Annotated in this window: 18 protein-coding genes and 1 pseudogene; 10 read left to right on the plus strand and 9 right to left on the minus strand. The window is 69.1% G+C overall.

The genetic code is table 11. The features are described from left to right. The 3 genes and pseudogenes from D7V97_RS24755 to D7V97_RS24765 form a co-directional block, all read right to left on the minus strand. Positions 1 to 293 (minus strand): annotated as a pseudogene (locus D7V97_RS24755) (SPOR domain-containing protein); the annotation flags it as partial. A gap of 185 nt (positions 294 to 478) precedes the next feature. Continuing rightward, the gene (gene mnmA / locus D7V97_RS24760) at positions 479 to 1525 is read right to left on the minus strand and encodes a tRNA 2-thiouridine(34) synthase MnmA (RefSeq protein WP_120613102.1); all 1047 of its coding nucleotides are present in this window, start codon (positions 1523 to 1525) and stop codon (positions 479 to 481) included. Positions 1526 to 1618: 93 nt separating this feature from the next. Next, positions 1619 to 2887 carry a CCA tRNA nucleotidyltransferase gene (locus D7V97_RS24765; protein ID WP_120613103.1) on the minus strand — a complete coding sequence of 423 codons (1269 nt, stop codon included), beginning with the start codon at positions 2885 to 2887 and terminating at the stop codon, positions 1619 to 1621. 103 nt (positions 2888 to 2990) lie between these two features. Here D7V97_RS24765 and D7V97_RS24770 point away from each other — a divergent pair, with 103 nt between their 5' ends. From D7V97_RS24770 to D7V97_RS24785, 4 genes are all read left to right on the plus strand, one after another. Further along, positions 2991 to 3440 (plus strand): DUF4326 domain-containing protein, encoded by a 450-nt coding sequence (locus D7V97_RS24770; protein WP_120613104.1) that lies wholly within the window; start codon positions 2991 to 2993, stop codon positions 3438 to 3440. 71 nt (positions 3441 to 3511) lie between these two features. Further along, positions 3512 to 4822, plus strand: coding sequence for a family 16 glycosylhydrolase (locus D7V97_RS24775; protein ID WP_120613105.1), 1311 nt, complete (start codon positions 3512 to 3514; stop codon positions 4820 to 4822). 71 nt (positions 4823 to 4893) lie between these two features. Further along, positions 4894 to 6315, plus strand: coding sequence for a kelch repeat-containing protein (locus D7V97_RS24780; RefSeq protein WP_120613106.1), 1422 nt, complete (start codon positions 4894 to 4896; stop codon positions 6313 to 6315). A 149-nt stretch (positions 6316 to 6464) separates the two neighbouring features. Further along, on the plus strand, positions 6465 to 6743 hold the full coding sequence (locus D7V97_RS24785) for a hypothetical protein (RefSeq protein ID WP_120613107.1): 279 nt from the start codon (positions 6465 to 6467) through the stop codon (positions 6741 to 6743). Here D7V97_RS24785 and D7V97_RS24790 read toward each other — a convergent pair. Next, complete coding sequence (locus D7V97_RS24790) at positions 6734 to 7657, minus strand: LysR family transcriptional regulator (protein ID WP_120613108.1); 924 nt, start codon at positions 7655 to 7657, stop codon at positions 6734 to 6736. The genes D7V97_RS24785 and D7V97_RS24790 overlap by 10 nt on opposite strands. A gap of 135 nt (positions 7658 to 7792) precedes the next feature. On the opposite strand from D7V97_RS24790, the gene D7V97_RS24795 reads away from it, so the two are divergent. Further along, positions 7793 to 8839, plus strand: a complete 1047-nt coding sequence (locus D7V97_RS24795; protein WP_120613109.1) for an NAD(P)-dependent alcohol dehydrogenase — start codon at positions 7793 to 7795, stop codon at positions 8837 to 8839. 3 nt (positions 8840 to 8842) lie between these two features. Here the strand turns inward: D7V97_RS24795 and D7V97_RS24800 are convergent, their stop codons facing one another. Next, positions 8843 to 9250: a helix-turn-helix domain-containing protein gene (locus tag D7V97_RS24800; RefSeq protein WP_199728926.1), complete on the minus strand. Its 408-nt coding sequence runs from the start codon at positions 9248 to 9250 to the stop codon at positions 8843 to 8845. A gap of 36 nt (positions 9251 to 9286) precedes the next feature. Between D7V97_RS24800 and D7V97_RS24805 the strand changes: the two genes are divergently transcribed. Beyond that, positions 9287 to 9778 carry a DoxX family protein gene (locus D7V97_RS24805; protein WP_233583174.1) on the plus strand — a complete coding sequence of 164 codons (492 nt, stop codon included), beginning with the start codon at positions 9287 to 9289 and terminating at the stop codon, positions 9776 to 9778. A gap of 415 nt (positions 9779 to 10193) precedes the next feature. Here the strand turns inward: D7V97_RS24805 and D7V97_RS24815 are convergent, their stop codons facing one another. Then, positions 10194 to 11072, minus strand: a complete 879-nt coding sequence (locus tag D7V97_RS24815) for an N-acyl homoserine lactonase family protein (protein WP_233583176.1) — start codon at positions 11070 to 11072, stop codon at positions 10194 to 10196. Between the two features lie 82 nt (positions 11073 to 11154). Then, positions 11155 to 11799 (minus strand): TetR/AcrR family transcriptional regulator, encoded by a 645-nt coding sequence (locus tag D7V97_RS24820; RefSeq protein ID WP_120613114.1) that lies wholly within the window; start codon positions 11797 to 11799, stop codon positions 11155 to 11157. A 120-nt stretch (positions 11800 to 11919) separates the two neighbouring features. Here D7V97_RS24820 and D7V97_RS24825 point away from each other — a divergent pair, with 120 nt between their 5' ends. The 3 genes from D7V97_RS24825 (at position 11920) to D7V97_RS24835 (ending at position 14522) form a co-directional block, all read left to right on the plus strand. After that, positions 11920 to 12738: an alpha/beta fold hydrolase gene (locus D7V97_RS24825; protein WP_120613115.1), complete on the plus strand. Its 819-nt coding sequence runs from the start codon at positions 11920 to 11922 to the stop codon at positions 12736 to 12738. A gap of 98 nt (positions 12739 to 12836) precedes the next feature. Beyond that, positions 12837 to 13838 carry a PHB depolymerase family esterase gene (locus tag D7V97_RS24830; RefSeq protein WP_120613116.1) on the plus strand — a complete coding sequence of 334 codons (1002 nt, stop codon included), beginning with the start codon at positions 12837 to 12839 and terminating at the stop codon, positions 13836 to 13838. Positions 13839 to 13934: 96 nt separating this feature from the next. After that, positions 13935 to 14522 carry a LysE family translocator gene (locus D7V97_RS24835; RefSeq protein WP_120613117.1) on the plus strand — a complete coding sequence of 196 codons (588 nt, stop codon included), beginning with the start codon at positions 13935 to 13937 and terminating at the stop codon, positions 14520 to 14522. A 15-nt stretch (positions 14523 to 14537) separates the two neighbouring features. Here D7V97_RS24835 and mscL read toward each other — a convergent pair whose 3' ends face one another. Next, positions 14538 to 14951: a large conductance mechanosensitive channel protein MscL gene (gene mscL / locus D7V97_RS24840; protein WP_199728927.1), complete on the minus strand. Its 414-nt coding sequence runs from the start codon at positions 14949 to 14951 to the stop codon at positions 14538 to 14540. Positions 14952 to 15128: 177 nt separating this feature from the next. Continuing rightward, a complete protein-coding gene (locus D7V97_RS24845; RefSeq protein WP_120613118.1) occupies positions 15129 to 15980 on the minus strand; it encodes an AraC family transcriptional regulator in 852 nt (283 codons plus the stop codon). 263 nt (positions 15981 to 16243) lie between these two features. Between D7V97_RS24845 and D7V97_RS24850 the strand changes: the two genes are divergently transcribed. Further along, on the plus strand, positions 16244 to 16733 hold a 490-nt coding region (locus tag D7V97_RS24850; RefSeq protein WP_120613119.1), incomplete at its 3' end, for a DUF1361 domain-containing protein.

The following is a 16733-nucleotide window of genomic DNA, read 5'->3' on the forward strand; positions in this document are numbered from 1 at the left end:
GGCTTGGGCAGCGGCGGCAGGGGCTCGGCGGCCGTCTTGCGGGTGAGCTCATCCGGGAAGGTGAGGGCCGGCTCCTGGCGCGCCTCGTGGAGGACCTGGGCGTTGGCGTCCAACGCGGAGAGCAGGTCCGGGGCGGCGGCCGTCTGCGCGTCGCCGGAGAGCTTCTTGCCCACCACCACGCCCAGCACGAACACCGCGCCCATCACCACGATGCCGGCGATCAACAGGCTGACGATCTGCCGGTTGTCCAACGAGACGTCGAACTTCTCCTTCATCCGGTGGGCGTCACGCATGGCAGGGCAAACCTCGTCGCGCGCACGGGCCGTGTTGCGGCCTGTAGCGACAGCGTGCGCGCAAGCTACGCCCCACCCCCAGGCGGGTCAAATTCACGGAAGCACGGTGCGCGCCCTGTCGCGAAGTGATGCGCGCGAGGCCGGAAGTCGGGCCCCGGCGGCGTTGGCGGCCGCTCGGGACGACCTCAGACGATCCACCCGCCGCCGAGCACGCGGTCGCGGTCGTAGACCACCGCGGCCTGCCCCGGCGTGACGGCGCGCGCGGGCGCATCCAGCTGCACGGACACGAGCCCGTGCGGCGAGATGTGCACCCGCCCCGGAGCCCCCGCGTGACGGTGGCGGATGCGGACCTCCACGGCCTGATCAGGCGGGGGCGGCGCGTCCACCCAGTGCGGCTGGAGCAGCCCGAATTGCGCGCGGCCGGTGCCCTCCGCGGGGCCCACCACGACGCGGTTCGTCTCCGGCTCCAGGCGCTGCACGTAGCGCACTTCCCCACCGCCCAGGTTGAGCCCCTTGCGCTGGCCCACGGTGAAGCGGTGGATGCCGTTGTGGGTGCCGAGCACGTTACCTTCCGGGTCCACCACCTCGCCCGACGGCTGGGGTCCGGCGACCTTCTCCACGAACCCGGCGTAGTCGCCGTCGGGCACGAAGCAGATCTCCATGCTCTCCGGCTTGTGGGTGGTGGGGAGCTGGTGGCGCTCGGCGACGGCGCGCACCTCCGCCTTGGTGAGGTGGCCCACCGGGAAGAGGACGTCGCGCAGCTCCTCCTGGCCCAGCGTGAAGAGGAAGTAGCTCTGGTCCTTGGCGGCGTCCGCGGCGCGGCGCAGGTGGAAGCGGCCGTCCACCTCCTCCACCTGGGCGTAGTGGCCGGTGGCGAGCCGGGCGCCCAGGGCGCGCGCGCGCTTGAGGAGGAAGTTGAACTTCACGTCGCGGTTGCAGGCGACGCAGGGGATGGGTGTCTTGCCGCCGAGGTACGACTGGACGAACGGGTTGACCACCCGGTCCTGGAAGATCTCCTCGGCGTTGGCCACGTAGAACGGGATGCCCAGCGTCTGGGCCACCGCGCGGGCATCGTCGATGTCATCCGGACTGCAGCAGCTTCCACACTTCGCGTTGCCCTCGTAGGACCAGACGCGCAGGGTGATGCCGATGACCTCATGGCCCTGCTCCTTGAGCAGGGCGGCGGCGGCCGAGGAATCCACCCCGCCGCTCATGGCAACGACGACTCGCATGGGGTTGCTTCCTACACGCCCCCGGGCCGGGACGCACGGCCCGTAGCGCTCCAGGCCCCCTTCCCTGCCCTCCGGCCGGGGGAGGCGTCCACTTCAGGCCTCGCGCGTCCGGGCCCAGTCCGTGAGCAGCGCACGGAGCGCCTCCGCCGTGTTGCGCGAGGGGTCGTCCAGCACCGACTCCACGAGGTAGCGGGTCGCCTCGCCCACTTTCGGAGACGGCCCGATGCCCAGGGCGGCCATGATGTCGCCGCCGGTGAGCGCCAGCTCCTTCGCTGACAGGGGCGGCTTCGCGGCGGCCAGCGCCTCCAGGCGCACGACCAGGGCCTCCAGCGCGGGCAGCTGCTCCGGCGCCCGGACCTGGACGCGGGCCTTCGCCACGGCAAGCAGCGCGGGCAGTTGGGCAAGTCCCACCCGGGCGAGCAGCCGGCGCAGGGCCGGATCCGCGTCGGACAGGCGCGTCTCCAGCTTCGCGTGTTCGACGAGCAGGCCCACGAGGTCGGCGGACTTGTTGGGGAACTTCAGGCGCATGCACAGGTCGCGGGCCTGCGGACCCGTCACCAGGTCCGCCAGCAGCGTGGCCATGCGGAGGTCCAGCTCCAGGGGCGCGGCCTGCACGGCGGCACGTGCCCGCCGGGAGGCTTCCGCGTCCGCGCGGGCCAGCTCCGGGAGGAAGACCTCCAGCAGCCCCGTGTCCGCGAGGAGCTGGAGCCCGGACTCCGCGCGCGGCGACAGGAGCAGCTTGCAGAGTTCCTCGCGCACGCGCTCCAGGGCGACCTTGCGGAAGACGGCCAGGGTCGCGGGGATGGCGTCGCGGGTGGCGGGGTCCAGGGTGAAGCCGAGCACGGCCGCGAAGCGCACGGCGCGCAGGGGGCGCAGGCCGTCCTCGGAGAAGCGCTCCAGCGCGGAGCCCACGCACTTGATCAACCGGGCCGGCAGATCCACCTGCCCGCCGAACGGATCCACCAGCTCCTTGTCGAGCGGGTTGTACGCCATCGCGTTGATGGTGAAGTCGCGCCGGGACAGGTCCTTCACGATGTCGCGCTCGAAGGACACGGAGCTGGGGCGGCGGCCATCCAGGTAGTCGCCCTCCGAGCGGAACGTCGTCACCTCCACGTGGTTGCCCCCGGTGACGACGGTGACGGTGCCGTGCTGGATACCGGTGGGGATGACCTTGCGGAAGGCGCGCTGGACCTCTTCCGGGAGCGCGCTCGTGGCCACGTCGAAGTCCTTGGGGTGGACCTGGCGGACCATGTCCCGCACGCAGCCGCCGACCAGGTAGGTGGCATGGCCCAGCTCGCGCAGGCGGGTGATGACTTCGAGCACGGGCTTGGGGATGTCGGCGTTGTGGAGGTTGGCGATCATGGCCGCTGGGGGTGGGAGGAAGCAGCGCCTACGTTGCCCCCTTCCAAGCAGCATTGCCAAGCGGATCGCCCGGCCGGTGCCCGTCTGGTAACGGTGGGAGGCCATGTCTGGATCCCGAACCACCGCGGTGCACGTCCACGACGCTTGTGACGTGTACGTGGGCCGAGCCTTCCGCGTCTGGGCGAAGCCCGGGCCCCTCAACCCCGTCCCGGGCCGCTTCGGCAACCCGTTCAAGCCCGGCGGCGTGAAGACGCAGAAGGCGATGCTGCGCACCTACTTCGAGCCCTGGCTCGCGGGCCTGCCCGCCGACGAGGCCGCGCGGATCCGCGAGGAGGCGCTGCGCCGCATGGGCCCGGAGCCGGACGCGTTCGAGTCCTTCCGCTGGTACCTGGAGCTGCGCACGCGGCACGACGCGGACTACCTGCGCGACGTGCGGACGCTGAAGGGCAAGCGCCTGGGCTGCTGGTGCAAACCCGGCCCGTGTCACGCGGACGTGCTGGCCGCCTGGCTGGAAGCAGACCGGGGCAGCGGTCCGGCTGCGACGAAGAGGTAGAAGAACGCTGGCCACGCGTTTTCCTTGATTTATAACAAGGCGAGTATTTCCGTCCTTTCAAGGAGAGCACTGTGAATCAAAACATCCTTCGCCCGCTGTCACGCGCGCGCGTCGCGTGGGCCCTGGTGATGGCGCTTCCCCTGGCGTCCGCGTGCAGCCCGGCACCGGAGCCTTCGGAGTCTTCCGAACAGGAGGCTCCGCTCGCGACGGCCATCACCAACACGTCCTTTGAAACATCGACGAGCGGCTGGTCGTCCTGGCAGGGCACGCTGACGCGAGAGGCGCGGACGGGCGCGCCGGAGGGACAGTACGTCGCGCGCGTCACCGTCAGTGGCGCGGCCACGATGTATTCGCTGGATGGCGCGCAGAGCGGCATCCCGAACGCGCCTCAAGGCCAGTCGTATACGGCCACGGCCTATGTCGCCGCGGGCAACAGCGGCACGGTGGGCAAGCCCGTCAGCCTCATCCTCCGGGAGAAGAGCTCGGGCGGCACCACGTACAAGCTGTTCACGGCGGACGCGACGCTGACGACGGGCTTCCAGCGGCTCTCCGTGACGGGGACCCTGGAGCGCGTGGGCGACACGGTGGATGTCTATGTCCTCCAGAACCAGGCCGTCACGGGCAACTCCCTCCTCGTGGACGCCGTGACGCTGGTGGCCGGCAGCCCGTCAGGTGAGCCGATGCCGGTGGGCGACCTCACGGGATGGCGGCAGGTGTTCACCGACGACTTCACCACCAACGTGCCCATGGGCCAGTTCCCCGCGGCGGTGTCGTCGAAGTGGGGCGTCTATCCGGACGGTTGGAAGGACACGAGCAAGAACGGGACGTACTCCCCTTCCAAGGTCGTCAGCATCCAGAACGGCGTGCTCAACAAGTACCTGCACACGGAGAACGGCGTGCACATGATCGCCGCCATCCTGCCGAAGATCCCGGGTGCGAACAGCTCCGGCGGGCTGCCCGCGGGCCGCTACGCCGTGCGCTTCCGCGCCGACGCGGTCCCCGGCTACAAGACCGCGTGGATGCTCTGGCCGGACAGCGAGGTGTGGCCTCGCGACGGAGAGATCGACTTCCCGGAGGGTGACCTCGACGGCACCCTCTCCGGGTTCATGCACCGGCAGAACGGCACCTCCGGTGGGGATCAAGACGCCGTCTCCACCACCGCGCGTTTCACGTCGTGGCACACGGCCGTCATCGAATGGTCGCCGGGCCGGTGCCGCTTCCTGCTCGACGGGGCGGTCATCCTCGACAAGACGAGCCGCGTGCCGAGCACTCCGATGCACTGGGTCCTCCAGACAGAGACGGACCTGAGCGGTACGGCGCCTGGCTCCACCGCGGCCGGCAACGTGCAGATCGACTGGGTCGCCGTCTGGGTCCCCCAATAATACTCCTGTTTCACGGTAAAAAACTGAAACACCGTGTGCGATGCTCCCGGGCCCACCCCCAGGAGCACCGCATGTCCCTGTCGCATTGGAAGTCATTGGCCGTCGTTCCCCTGCTGCTCTGTTTCGCGTGCAGTCCTGAAGTCGCGCCCGTGGAGACGGAGGCCCCCGCCGTTGAAGCCTCCCAGTCCTCCGCGCTCATCGTGGGGCCGGCGGGCTCCCTGCTGACGGCGCGCTATCAACACACCGCCACGCTGCTGCCCAATGGCACGGTGCTGGTGGTGGGGGGCGGGACTCCCACGGAGACCGCTTCGACGGAGCTGTATGATCCGGTCACCCTCACGTCGAGCAGCGGCCCCGCGTTGAGCGCCGCGCGCCGCTCGCATACCGCCACGCAGTTGCAGGACGGCAGCGTGCTCGTCGTGGCCGGCATCGGACCGGGCGGCCTCCTGTCCTCGGTCGAGCGGTATCAGCCGTCCACGAACACCTGGACCGCCGCCGCGCCCCTGCCGCGCGTCAGCTATGGGCACAGCGCGACGCTGCTCACGGACGGGCGGGTGCTGGTGGCCGGCGGCGTGGGCGGTGTGGGGGGCGGCACGGCGGTCCACATCTACACGCCGGCCACGGACACCTGGGTGGCCACGGGCTCACTTCCCACCGCGATGGGCTTCCAGTCCGCGGTGCGGCTCGCGGATGGGCGCGTGCTCCTCACGGGAGGCGGCGCCACCACCGCCCTCGCCCAGCTCTGGACGCCCGCCACCGGCACCTGGACGGTCGTGGCGCCGATGAACGCTGCCCGCAGCGACCACACCCTCCACCTGCTCTCCAGCGGGAAGGTGCTCGCCGTCGGTTCCGTCCAGATGTCGGAGCAGTACGACCCGGCGACCAACCTCTGGACGAACACCTCGAACACGATGGTCACCCACTTCTCCGCGCCTTCCGTCATGCGGCCCAACGGAACCGTCATCCTGGCCGGCGGCTCCTATGGCAACACCACCGTGGAGCTGTACTCCCCCACCACCGGTCTGTGGAGCACGGTGGGGTCGCTCACCCAGACGCGCAAGAACCACCCCACCGTCGCGCTTCCCAGCGGCCGCGTCCTGTTCCTCGGCGGAACCGCCACCAGCAGCTCAGGCTCCATGCTGCCAATGGCCAGCATCGAGGCGTTCGACCTGAACTGCACTCCGACGACGTGCGCCGCGCAGGGCAAGAACTGCGGCACGATCTCCAACGGCTGTGGCGGCACGCTGAGCTGCGGCACCTGCGGCACAGGTCAGACATGCACCAACAACGTCTGTGGAGGGACCACGCCCCTCACCTGCCTCCATGACGTGTGCACATCCGGCACCTTGATGAGCACGGGTTGCAATGCCTGCACCCGGACGGTGTGCGCCCAGGACTCGTATTGCTGCACCACGGCCTGGGACAGCGCCTGCGTCCGTGAGGCCAACTCCTGGTGTGTCATCAGCCAACCGGGCTGCGGCGTGAGCCCGTAACAGGCCAATGCGCACACCATGAGAATCCGACAGCGTTTCATCTTTCCTTCCGTGTGAGGCGAATCCCTCGATTGTCGCGGGGCGGCAAGACAGACGCCTGGGCCGCCCCTACACTCCCATGTGTTTCAACACACAGCCTGGGAGGCGACATGATGGCAAGAGGGAAGCTGCTCGGCGGACTCGTGGCCGGATGGGTCGGACTCATGGTGGGCGCATGCGGCGGCGCTTCAATGCAGGAAGCGCAGGAGGACGTTGGCACCTCGGAGGCGACCATCGAGACCACCCACGGCAGGGAGGTCAGCACGGTCTTCTACAGCGACAACACCTACACGGTGCAGGTCGGCTGGTTGCTGATCCGCTGCAACTCCACGTCCTACATGGAGGGCGTGCGCTCCGCCTATTACAAACAGGTTTCCTATCAATGCTGAGGGGGTAGCCCCTCCGCCTTCGCGATGAGCTCCCTGGCGGCGTCCACGAAGAGGCGCAACGCCGGGGAGCGCTGTGCACGGCTGGGGAAGTAGAGGAAGAAGCCCGGGACCGTGGGCGCGTAGGGCTCGAGCACCCGCTGCAGCCGCCCGGTGCGCAGCGGCTCCGCCACGACGGGCTCAAAGGCATACGCCAGCCCCATGCCCTGCTCCGCCAGGGTCACCGTCAGCTGATTGTCATTGGTGACCACGCCCCCGCGCACCGGCACGCGCCAGTTCCTGCGGCCCCGCTCCAGCTCCCAGGCGTAGAGCGCCCCGGTGCTCCGCATGCGGAAGGTGATGCACTCGTGGTTCAGCAGGTCCTCGGGGCGCTGGGGTGTTCCGTGGCGCGCGAGGTAGCCGGGCGCGCCCACCACCACGAAGCGGAACGCGTCGGTGAGCCGCACCTGCACCATGTCGCGCTCGATGGCCTCCGTCAGCCGCACCCCGGCGTCGTAGCCCTCCGCCACGATGTCCACGAAGCGATCCTCGATGACGACCTCCACCTCGATGCGCGGGTGACGCTCGCGAAAGGTGGGGAGCACCGGGGTGATGACGTAGGGCACCGCCGCCCGGGGCACCGACAGCCGGACCCGGCCCACCGTCTCTCCTGGTTGCGCGGAGACCTCGCGCAGGGCAGCGAGCGCCTGCCCCACCGCCGGGCCCGCGCCCTCCACGAGCCGCCTGCCTGCATCCGTCAGCGACACGCTGCGCGTCGTGCGGGTGAGCAGCACCACGCGCAGCTGCCCCTCGAGCTGCCGCACCGCCTGGCTCACCGCCGCCGTGGAGACGCCGAGCTCGCGCGCCGCGCCGCTGAAGCTGCTCAGGCGGGCCACGGCGAGGAACACCTGGAGCTGTGGGAAGGGAGCCGTGTTCATGGGAGCGGGGCCTCACTGTTAAGCACTGCTTAAGAGCCTATTGGCTTCCCCGCGCGTAGTCATCCCCGGTGCGGCGGCGTACCTCTCTTCGTCAACGGGGCTCAACGGTCCCTCCTCCACGGAGATCTGGAACACATGACCACCATCAATGCTTACGGTGCGACGGCGGCGACGAAGCCCCTGGGTCCGATGACCATCGAGCGCCGTGAACTCGGCCCGCGAGACGTCCTCATCGAGATCAAGTTCTGCGGCATCTGCCACTCCGACATCCACAGCGCTCGCAACGAGTGGGGTTCGGCGGCCTACCCCGTCGTCCCCGGCCACGAGATTGCCGGGATCGTCGCCCGGGTCGGCTCCGAGGTCACCCGGCATGCCGTGGGCGACCGCGTCGGCGTCGGCTGCCTGGTGGACTCCTGCGGTGATTGCGCGAACTGCCGCAAGGGTGAGGAGCAGCACTGCCTGAAGGGCTTCACCGGGACCTACGGCAGCGTGGGGCAGGACGGCAACCCCACCCAGGGCGGCTACTCCACCCACATCGTCGTGAGGGAGAACTTCGTCCTGAAGATCCCCGAGGGCATCGCGCTCGACGCCGCCGCGCCGCTGCTGTGCGCTGGCATCACGACATACGCGCCGCTGCGCCACTGGGGCGCCGGCCCCGGCAAGAAGGTGGCCGTCGTCGGTCTGGGCGGGCTCGGGCACATGGCCGTGAAGCTCGCGCACGCGATGGGGGCCGAGGTCACCGTCCTGTCGCAGTCGCTGAGCAAGAAGGAGGACGGCCTGCGGCTGGGTGCGGACCACTATCATGCGACGAAGGATCCGGAGACGTTCAAGAAGCTCGCCGGGACGTTCGACCTCATCGTGAACACGGTGAGCGCGAAGATCGACGTCAATGCCTACCTGTCACTGCTGGCGCTGGACGGCGTCCTGGTCAACGTGGGCGCGCCCCCGGAGCCGCTCGCGGTCAACGTGTTCTCGCTCATCATGACCCGCCGTTCATTCGCGGGTTCGTTGATCGGCGGCATCCGCCAGACGCAGGAGATGTTGGACTTCTGCGCCAAACACCACCTCGGCTCCGACATCGAGGTCATCCCGGCCAGCAAGATCAACGAGGCCTACGAGCGCGTGCTCGCCTCCGACGTGCGGTACCGGTTCGTCGTCGACACCGCGACCCTGAAGGAGTGAGCACTACCGCTTCCCTGCGCGTCCCGTCCCCTTCTCCGCTCGTTCGTACGCATCGCGGGCTCGCTGGACCTCGGGGCGATGACGCTGCGCCCATTGTGCGAGTTCGGCCACGGGCGCGAGCAGCGTTCGTCCGAAGGGCGTGAGCTCGTAGTCGACGCTCGGCGGATTCGTGGGATGGACGGTGCGCTTCACCAGGCCGTCCCGCTCCAGGCCTCGCAGCGTGAGCGTCAACATGCGTTGCGAGATCCCGTCGATGGAGCGCTTCAGCTCGTTGAAGCGCCTCATGCCGTCGCCCAGGATGACGATCACGAGGACGCTCCACTTGTCGCCGACGCGATTGAGGATCTCGCGGGTCGCGAGACAGTCCGCGTCGAACCCCCGGGTCATCTTGCCGTTCCCTGGTGACTTCAATGTGCCTCCTTGTCCAACGGTGCCCTGGTACGCAGGATGACCCTGCTCCTGGTTGGTAACCAGGGAACCAGAAGTAACCAGGGATCGAGGAGTCCGATGACCCACGCAACCGCACAAGTGACCGAAGCCACCACGCCGTCGAAGTCCCTTCGCATCAGCCTGTGGGCGGTCCAGGGCTTCATGGCCGTGGTCTTCATCGGCACGGGGCTGTGGAAGCTCCTCACGCCCATCCCTGAACTCGCTGCGATGATCCCCTGGGCGGGACAGGTTCCCGCGGCGTTCCTGCACGCCACGGGGCTCATCGACCTGTGCGGCGGTCTGGGCATCCTCCTGCCGTCGCTCACCCGCATCAAGCCGGGCCTGGCTGTGCTTGCGGCCCTGGGCTGCGCGGCCCTCCAGGTTTCCGCGGTTGTCTTTCACCTCTCGCGTGGCGAGGCGGCGAATACACCGTTCAACGTCCTGCTCGTGGCGCTCGCCGTATTCGTCGCGTGGGGACGACGCGCCAAGGCGCCCATCCCGCCGCGCTGAGATCCTGACCGATGCGCGCCGCTGCCACGACTAGTCGCAGGCCCAGGTGCCCGCGGAGGAACCAGTCCTGGAGAAGCAGAGGCAGTGGCTGAGCGACCCCCCCTCGAAGCAGCAATCCACCTTCGCGCCCAGGGGCTTGCATGTTTTGAGAAAGATCGACTCACACGTGGGAAGGGTGTCGCAGGTGGCGAGCTGGGAGACGGTCCCTTCGTCCTCCAGGCGATCCTCCACTTCTGTTGCCCCACCACAGCCCAACAAGGAAAGACTGACGAAGGCTGACATCACCACCAGAGATCGCTTCACGAGGAAACCTCCAAGCCCGAAGAGAAGATACCTCAACACCCTACACGACGCGCGACACATCAGACAAACGGGAGCCCTGAACTGGGTCACCGGCTTCGCCTGCCGCCCCAGCTCACTCCAGTGCCGCGGGGAACGCCGGCAGGGCCTGGAAGTCCTCTGGAGCGTGCTGCACGATGAAGTGCCCCTGCGAGTCCTTCAGCAAGGCCTCCACGCGGGTGATGGAAGAAAGGGTGTCCTCGCGGCTGGTGTTGAACGCAGGCACGCCGTGCCGCACCCAGTTTTCACGTGTGTGACAGAGGTCACCCGAGAGCACCCGGGTCCCCGCGTGCCGGAGCCGCAGCATCAGGGACTGGTGTCCGGGTGTGTGGCCGGGCGTGGAGATGATGCGCACGCTGCCATCGCCAAAGACGTCGAAGTCGCCATCCAGCAACTGGACCTTCGCGTCACGCCAGGTGGAGAAGACTCCCGGGTCTACGCCAAGGGGCACGGGTGTCTGGGTTGCCCAGTCGAACTCACGCCGTTGCAGCAGCCACGTTGACGACGTGAAGGCATTGGCGTTGCCGGCATGGTCGGCATGCAGGTGGGAGAATCCCACATAGCGCACGTTCGCGGGCGTCAATCCCAGCCGCGTGAGCTGCGCGCCCAGGGACGTCTCCAGCCGCAAGCGATTGCCCACCGGATCCTCCGCGCCGCCTGACTGTTTCGCAAGCGCATCACTCAGCCCCGTGTCCCACAGGAGCGTGCCGCGAGGGTGCTGGATGAGGAAGCAGGGAACAACCAGTTCGCCGGGGCTCCCTCCAGGGGGGCTGTGGTCCGCGAAGAATCCCATGTCCTTCACGTCAATGTGGCCGCAGTCCAGCGCGTAGAGGCGGACTTCCGGAAGGCTCGCGCCACCCGGTGCTTCGGATGGAACCGGAGAAGGGTTCGCGCACGCGCCCGTGAACATCGAGAACAGGAGCGCCGCGAGTCGGACTGGAGGGTTTCGAAACATGCTCAGAGGGCTTTCAGGACGGTGAGGGAAGTGAGCCCCGCATGCCCGGGCAGGAGCGCCCCGGGGGGCCCGAGCGAGGATCTCAGGGCCTACCCTGGACCCCCAGCAGTCGCAGCGCCAGCTCCACGTGCAGCTCCGCCAGCGTGTCGACGTCGAGCGCGGGGGTGGGTTCGTACCAGTACGGCAGCCGCAGCCCCATGGTGGAGATCGCCGCGGCGGTCACCACCGCGTGCGGCACCGAGAACACCCCCTGGGCCCTGCCCCGCTCGATGACCGCGAGCAACAGGGCCGAGGACTGCTCCCGCAGGGCCAGCGCTGGCGCCGCCAGCTCCGGGGGCAGCACGTGGATCTCCTCGTTCACCACCACCGCGAGCTGGGGATGGTTCGCGTGCAGGAGCGTGTGCGCGCGGACGAGCGCCCGGAGCTGCTCGGTGGGCTCGGAGCCCGCGCCGAGCAACGCCGCGCGGAGCCCTTCGTGGTGCGCCTCGTGCCCCATGCGCACCAGCTCCGCGAGCACATGCTCCTTGGAGGGGAAGTGCGCGTAGAGCGCGCTGGGCCGCAGCTCCAGCGCTGTCGCCAGGTCCCGGATGGAGGCGCCGTGGAAGCCCCGGCTCGCGAAGAGCTGGAGCGCCGCTTCCAGGATGCGCCGACGGGTGCCGTCAGGCACCGCCGAGGACGGAAGCACCGCCTTGCGCGCGCGCAGCCGGGACGGAGGGAGGGAGGACATGGGTGGCCTTGCGAAACGAACGTTCGTTCAGATAACCTGCGTCGACGTCAGTGACAGCGCAGTCTAACGCACATCTGAACGGTCGTTCATCCCGAAGTGGCCGGCCCCGAGGCTCCGACGATGTCCACGTTTCGCACCCCGGAAGGCGTCACCCTTTATTACGAGGAAGATGGCGAGGGTGCGCCCGTGCTGCTCCTCCACGGGCTTGGCTCGTCGGGGAGCGACTGGGAGGACGTGATGCCGCGGCTGTCGGCGCACCACCGCGTCCTCGTCCCGGATGCCCGGGGCCACGGCCGCAGTGACAAGCCGGCGGGGGCATACGGCGTGGCGCTCTTCGCTCACGACATCGCCGCGCTGTGTGACGGGCTGGGCCTGACGCGGGTGCACGTCGTCGGGTTGTCCATGGGTGGAATGATGGGCTTCCAGCTCGCGGTGGACCGGCCGGACCTGGTGCGCAGCCTGGTCGTCATCAACAGCGGGCCGGACATGGTTGCGCGCACGCTGCGCCAGAAGCTCACGTTCGCGACGCGCCTGCTGGCGTTGAAGGTGTTGGGGCCCAGGGGGCTGGCGAAGCTGCTGGCACCGAAGCTGTTCCCCCGGCCGGAGCAGGAGGCGCTGCGGCAGAGGGCGCGCGAGTCGCTGGGCGCCAACGACCCGGACGTGTACCTGCGAGCGACGCGGGGGCTGCTCGGGTGGAGCGTCCTCGCGCGGCTGAAGGACGTGGCCTGCCCCGTGCTGGCGCTGCACTCCGAGCGGGACTACACGCCCCAGGCCCGGAAGCAGGCCTACGTGGACCAGCTCGCGAAGGCTCGGCTCCAGGTGCTGACGGACTCCGGACATGCCGCGCCCGTGGACCAGCCCGGACAGGTCGTGGAGGCGGTGGAGGGGTTCCTCCGGGAAGTCGAAGGCCCGCCGCGAGAGGCCGTCCGCCTGGGCTGAGCCGGCCTGGGCGCACGGCCCGAGCCCTCCAGGCTCCGACGCACCCGCAACTTCCCGAGGGCGCATGCCGCGTCCGCGTTGAAGCAGGAGGCAGTCAGATGTCGGTGACTCGGAAGGTCAGCGCCCTTTCACGGGCGGTCGTGGGGTTGTGCGTGGTGTTCGCGGTGCTGGCGGCGGCCCCGGCCCAGGCAGGCTCGTGGGTCCATGGCAGCTACAGCAGCATCTGGGGCACGCGGAGCTTCCAGCTCTGGGTTCCCACCGGCTACCAGCCGGGTGAGAAGCTTCCGCTCGTGGTCGGACTGCATGGCTGTCTCCAGAACCCGGACCAGTTCGCCGGCCTCTCCCGCCTGAACGAGAAGGCGGACGCGGAGCGCTTCCTGGTGCTCTATCCCAACCAGGCCCTCTTCTCCAACGCCACCCAGTGCTGGAACTTCATGTTCTCCGTCAACCAGGAGCGTGGGGTCGGCGAGCCGTCATTGATTGTCGGCATGGTGCAGTGGGTGAAGAGCCATTACGCGGTGGATGAGCGCCGCGTCTACGTGGGAGGCGTCTCCGCGGGCGCGGTCATGACGAGCATCCTGATGGCCTGCTACTCGGATGTGTTCACCGCGGGGATGGTGGGCGCTGGAGCGATGTACAAGGCGGCCACCACGGCGTCGGGCAGCCTGTACGCCATGACATTTGGCAGCATCTATTCGCCGGATGACCGGGGATATGACGCCTGGGCCTGCTCGGGACGGCCACGCAGGACGGTGCCGGTGCTCGTCGTTCACGGCACGGACGACGACGTCGTCAACCCCATCAATGGCACGCAGACCGTGCGACAGTTCCTCCAGACGAACGACTACGGGGACGACGGCGCGGACAACAACAGCGTGTCGAACCAGCCCACCCGCGTGGTGAACGCCACCTCGCCGGGAGGCCGCGGCTACACCGTGAGGGACTACGTCTCCGGCGGCGTGCTGCGGGTCCAGCAGTATGAAATCCAGGGGATGGGGCACGCGTGGCCGGGCGGAGACCCCGCCTTCCCGTTCGCCGACCCCGCGGGGCCCGACGGCACCACCCTCATGTGGGACTTCTTCAAACAGCACTCGCGCTAAGCCGCCGCTCCCATCCCAGGTCACTTTCCTTCAATACGCACGGGGCTCTGGCACCTAGCTTTGGCCAGGCACCCTCCCCGATTTGAAGAGACCTCCATGAACGTCGCCCTTTCCATGGCAGCCTTCGCACTGGCCGCATCCATCACTCCCGGCCCCGTGAACCTCGTGACCTTGAGCACTGGCGCCCGGTTCGGCTTGCGCGCGGCCCTGCGCTACGTGACTGGGGCCACGGTGGGCTTCACCCTGCTGCTGGTGCTGCTGGGCCTGGGGCTGTACGAGGTCCTGGACCACTGGCCGTTCTTGACGGAAGCCCTCCGCCTGGCCGGGGTCGCGTTCATCCTCTTCATGGCCTGGCGGCTGGCGGTGGATGACGGCGCGCTCAGCGAGGCGAAGACGGGTGTCGCCCCCACCTTCCTCCAGGGCGCGACGCTCCAATGGCTCAACCCCAAGGCCTGGCTGGCCTCGGTGGCGGGGATGGGCGCCTTCGCGGCGAACGGTGAGCCGGAGCGGGTCTGGCGGTTCGCGGCCGTCTACTTCGGGGTCTGCCTGGGCTCCATGGCGTGCTGGGCCTGGGCGGGGACCGCCCTGCGCGGCTCCCTGGGCAACCCCTCGCGGGTGCGGCTGTTCAACCGGGGCATGGCCGCGCTGCTCATCGGCTGTGCCCTCTCCCTGCTCCTGTCCTGACGAGCGCCCCGGTGTTCAGGCGGGGGTGGACGCCAGGGGCTCCAGCGCGGACGTACACGCCCGACAGCGCCGCGCCTCCAGGGGAATCGTCTCCCGGCACTCCGGGCAGACCCGCGTCGAGGGCGGAGGCGGCGCCTCCTTACGGCGCAACAGCGAGCCCATCTTCACCACCACGAGGAACAGCACCAGGGCGACGATGAGGAAGTCCAGCAAGGCGCCCAGCAGGTGGCCGACGCGCAGTTGCAACGGCGTGACGGTGAGCTCGCGCCAGTCTCCGCCCGGCAGCACCAGCCCCACCACCGGCATCACGAGGTCCGACACCACGGCGTTCACGATGGCGGTGAACGCATTGCCAATGACCACCGCCACCGCCAGGTCCACCACGTTGCCCTTCAGCGCGAACTGCTTGAACTCCGAGAGCACGGACACGGAAGACCTCCCCTGGGAGCCGCGTGCCTCCCGGCGACAGCCGGCGGCCCGGCTCCGCGCGAAGGCACCCTAGCCGGCACCTCCAGAGGGGGGACGCTGGCCCACAGGGCAGGTGTCACGCAGTGGTCAGGGGATGGCCGCGCTGCTCATCGGCTGTGCCCTCTCCCTGCTCCTGACCTAACGGGCGCCCCGGTATTGCCCTGGCGTCGTGGCCAGCAACTGTTTGAACGCACGCTGAAGGTGGGCCTGATCCGCGAAGCCCGCCTCGTGGGCCACCTCCGCGATCCCATGGCCCCGCTTGAGCCGGGCCCGGGCGAACTGGACGCGGCGGTTGACCAGGTAGGCATGGGGCGTCATGCCGTAGCGCTTCTTGAACGCACGGATGAGGTAGGACGCGGAGAGCTCCGCCGCCTGGCAGATGTCCTCCAGCTTGAGGGGCTGCGTGCAGTTGTCGCTGATGAAGTCCGCGGCCCGCTCGATGCGGGGGTTCGCCTGACGTGGCGCGGCGGCAAAGGGATTCAGGCGCTGCTGCAGCTGCGCGAAGAAGGTGACGGCGGCGCCGTGCTTCCGCAGGGGCTCAACCTCGCGGCCGGTCAACACGTCGTAGAACCGGTGGAACGCCGCGTAGAGCCCGGGCTCCGTCGTCAGGAGGGTGGCGAAGGGATGGTAGCCCCGGTTGGCATTGAGCCCCAGCTCATGCTGGAGGCTGGCCAGCCAACGCGTGTCCACATGCAGCATCCGGTACGACCAGGGCTGGTCATGGATGGGATTGCAGGCGTGCACATCGCCCGGATTCATCACCACCAGGGCCCCGGCGCCCACCGGCTCGCGGACGGCCTGGTTCAGGTAGGTGCTCTGCCCGCCGGAGATCACGCCGACGGAGAAGGTCTCGTGGAAATGCCTCGCGTAGCAGACCTTGCGCCCGTCCTGGACCTCGCGTGCCTCGATGAAGGGCAGCCGTTCATCGCGCCAGAAGCGGGAGACGGCCGCCGTCTTCGACTCCGGACCTCCACGGCGGCCCTCGTTCATCCTGTCCCGCTCCCAGGTGGGGTGATGCGCTGCTCCGGGATAGCAGAGCGGGCCGCGCCGCGTCAGCAACGTGTGGGCCCAGCCTCTCCCGAAATCGCATTGCCTCGCAGCCCGCGGCGGGGACTTCCGTGGGTTGGCCCACGCATTGCTCCAGGTCGGCCCCGAGGGGCTCCCTTGATGGCGCGCCGGCTTCACGCCCCTTCCGGAGCCGCTCCACCGTGGTCATTCCGCCACGGTGCGCGGCTGCCCCGCCACACGCCACCATGTCCCGACCCCCTCCCACGTTCGTGTCCGTCCTGAGCCGCCATGGCCTGCTGCCCGCGACCCTGTGCAGCATCCTCGCGGTGGAGCTGTTGGCGGTCCGGCTCGACTGGAGCGAGCGCGCCAGCTTCGCCTTCTTGTCGTGGAACCTGTTCCTCGCGTGGGCGCCCTACACCCTGGCCCTGTTCGCACGGGTGCTCATCGCGCGGGGCCTCGACAGTCCATGGCGCTTGGCGCCGCTGGCGCTCGGATGGCTCGCGCTCTTCCCCAACGCGCCCTACCTCGTCACCGACTTCATCCACCTGCGTCAGCGGCCCGTGGTGCCGCTCTGGTTCGACGCGGCCCTCCTGGCCCTGTTCGCCGCCACCGGGTGGATGCTGGGCCTGCTGTCGCTGGAGGTCTGGAAACAGTGGCTGGAAGAGCGCTGGGGACGGACGGCGGCGTGGGCCTTCGTCGCCGCCACGTCTCTGCTGTGCGGCTATGGAATCTACC

This window comes from Corallococcus sp. CA053C (assembly GCF_003611675.1).
In the GTDB taxonomy this organism is placed as follows: domain Bacteria; phylum Myxococcota; class Myxococcia; order Myxococcales; family Myxococcaceae; genus Corallococcus.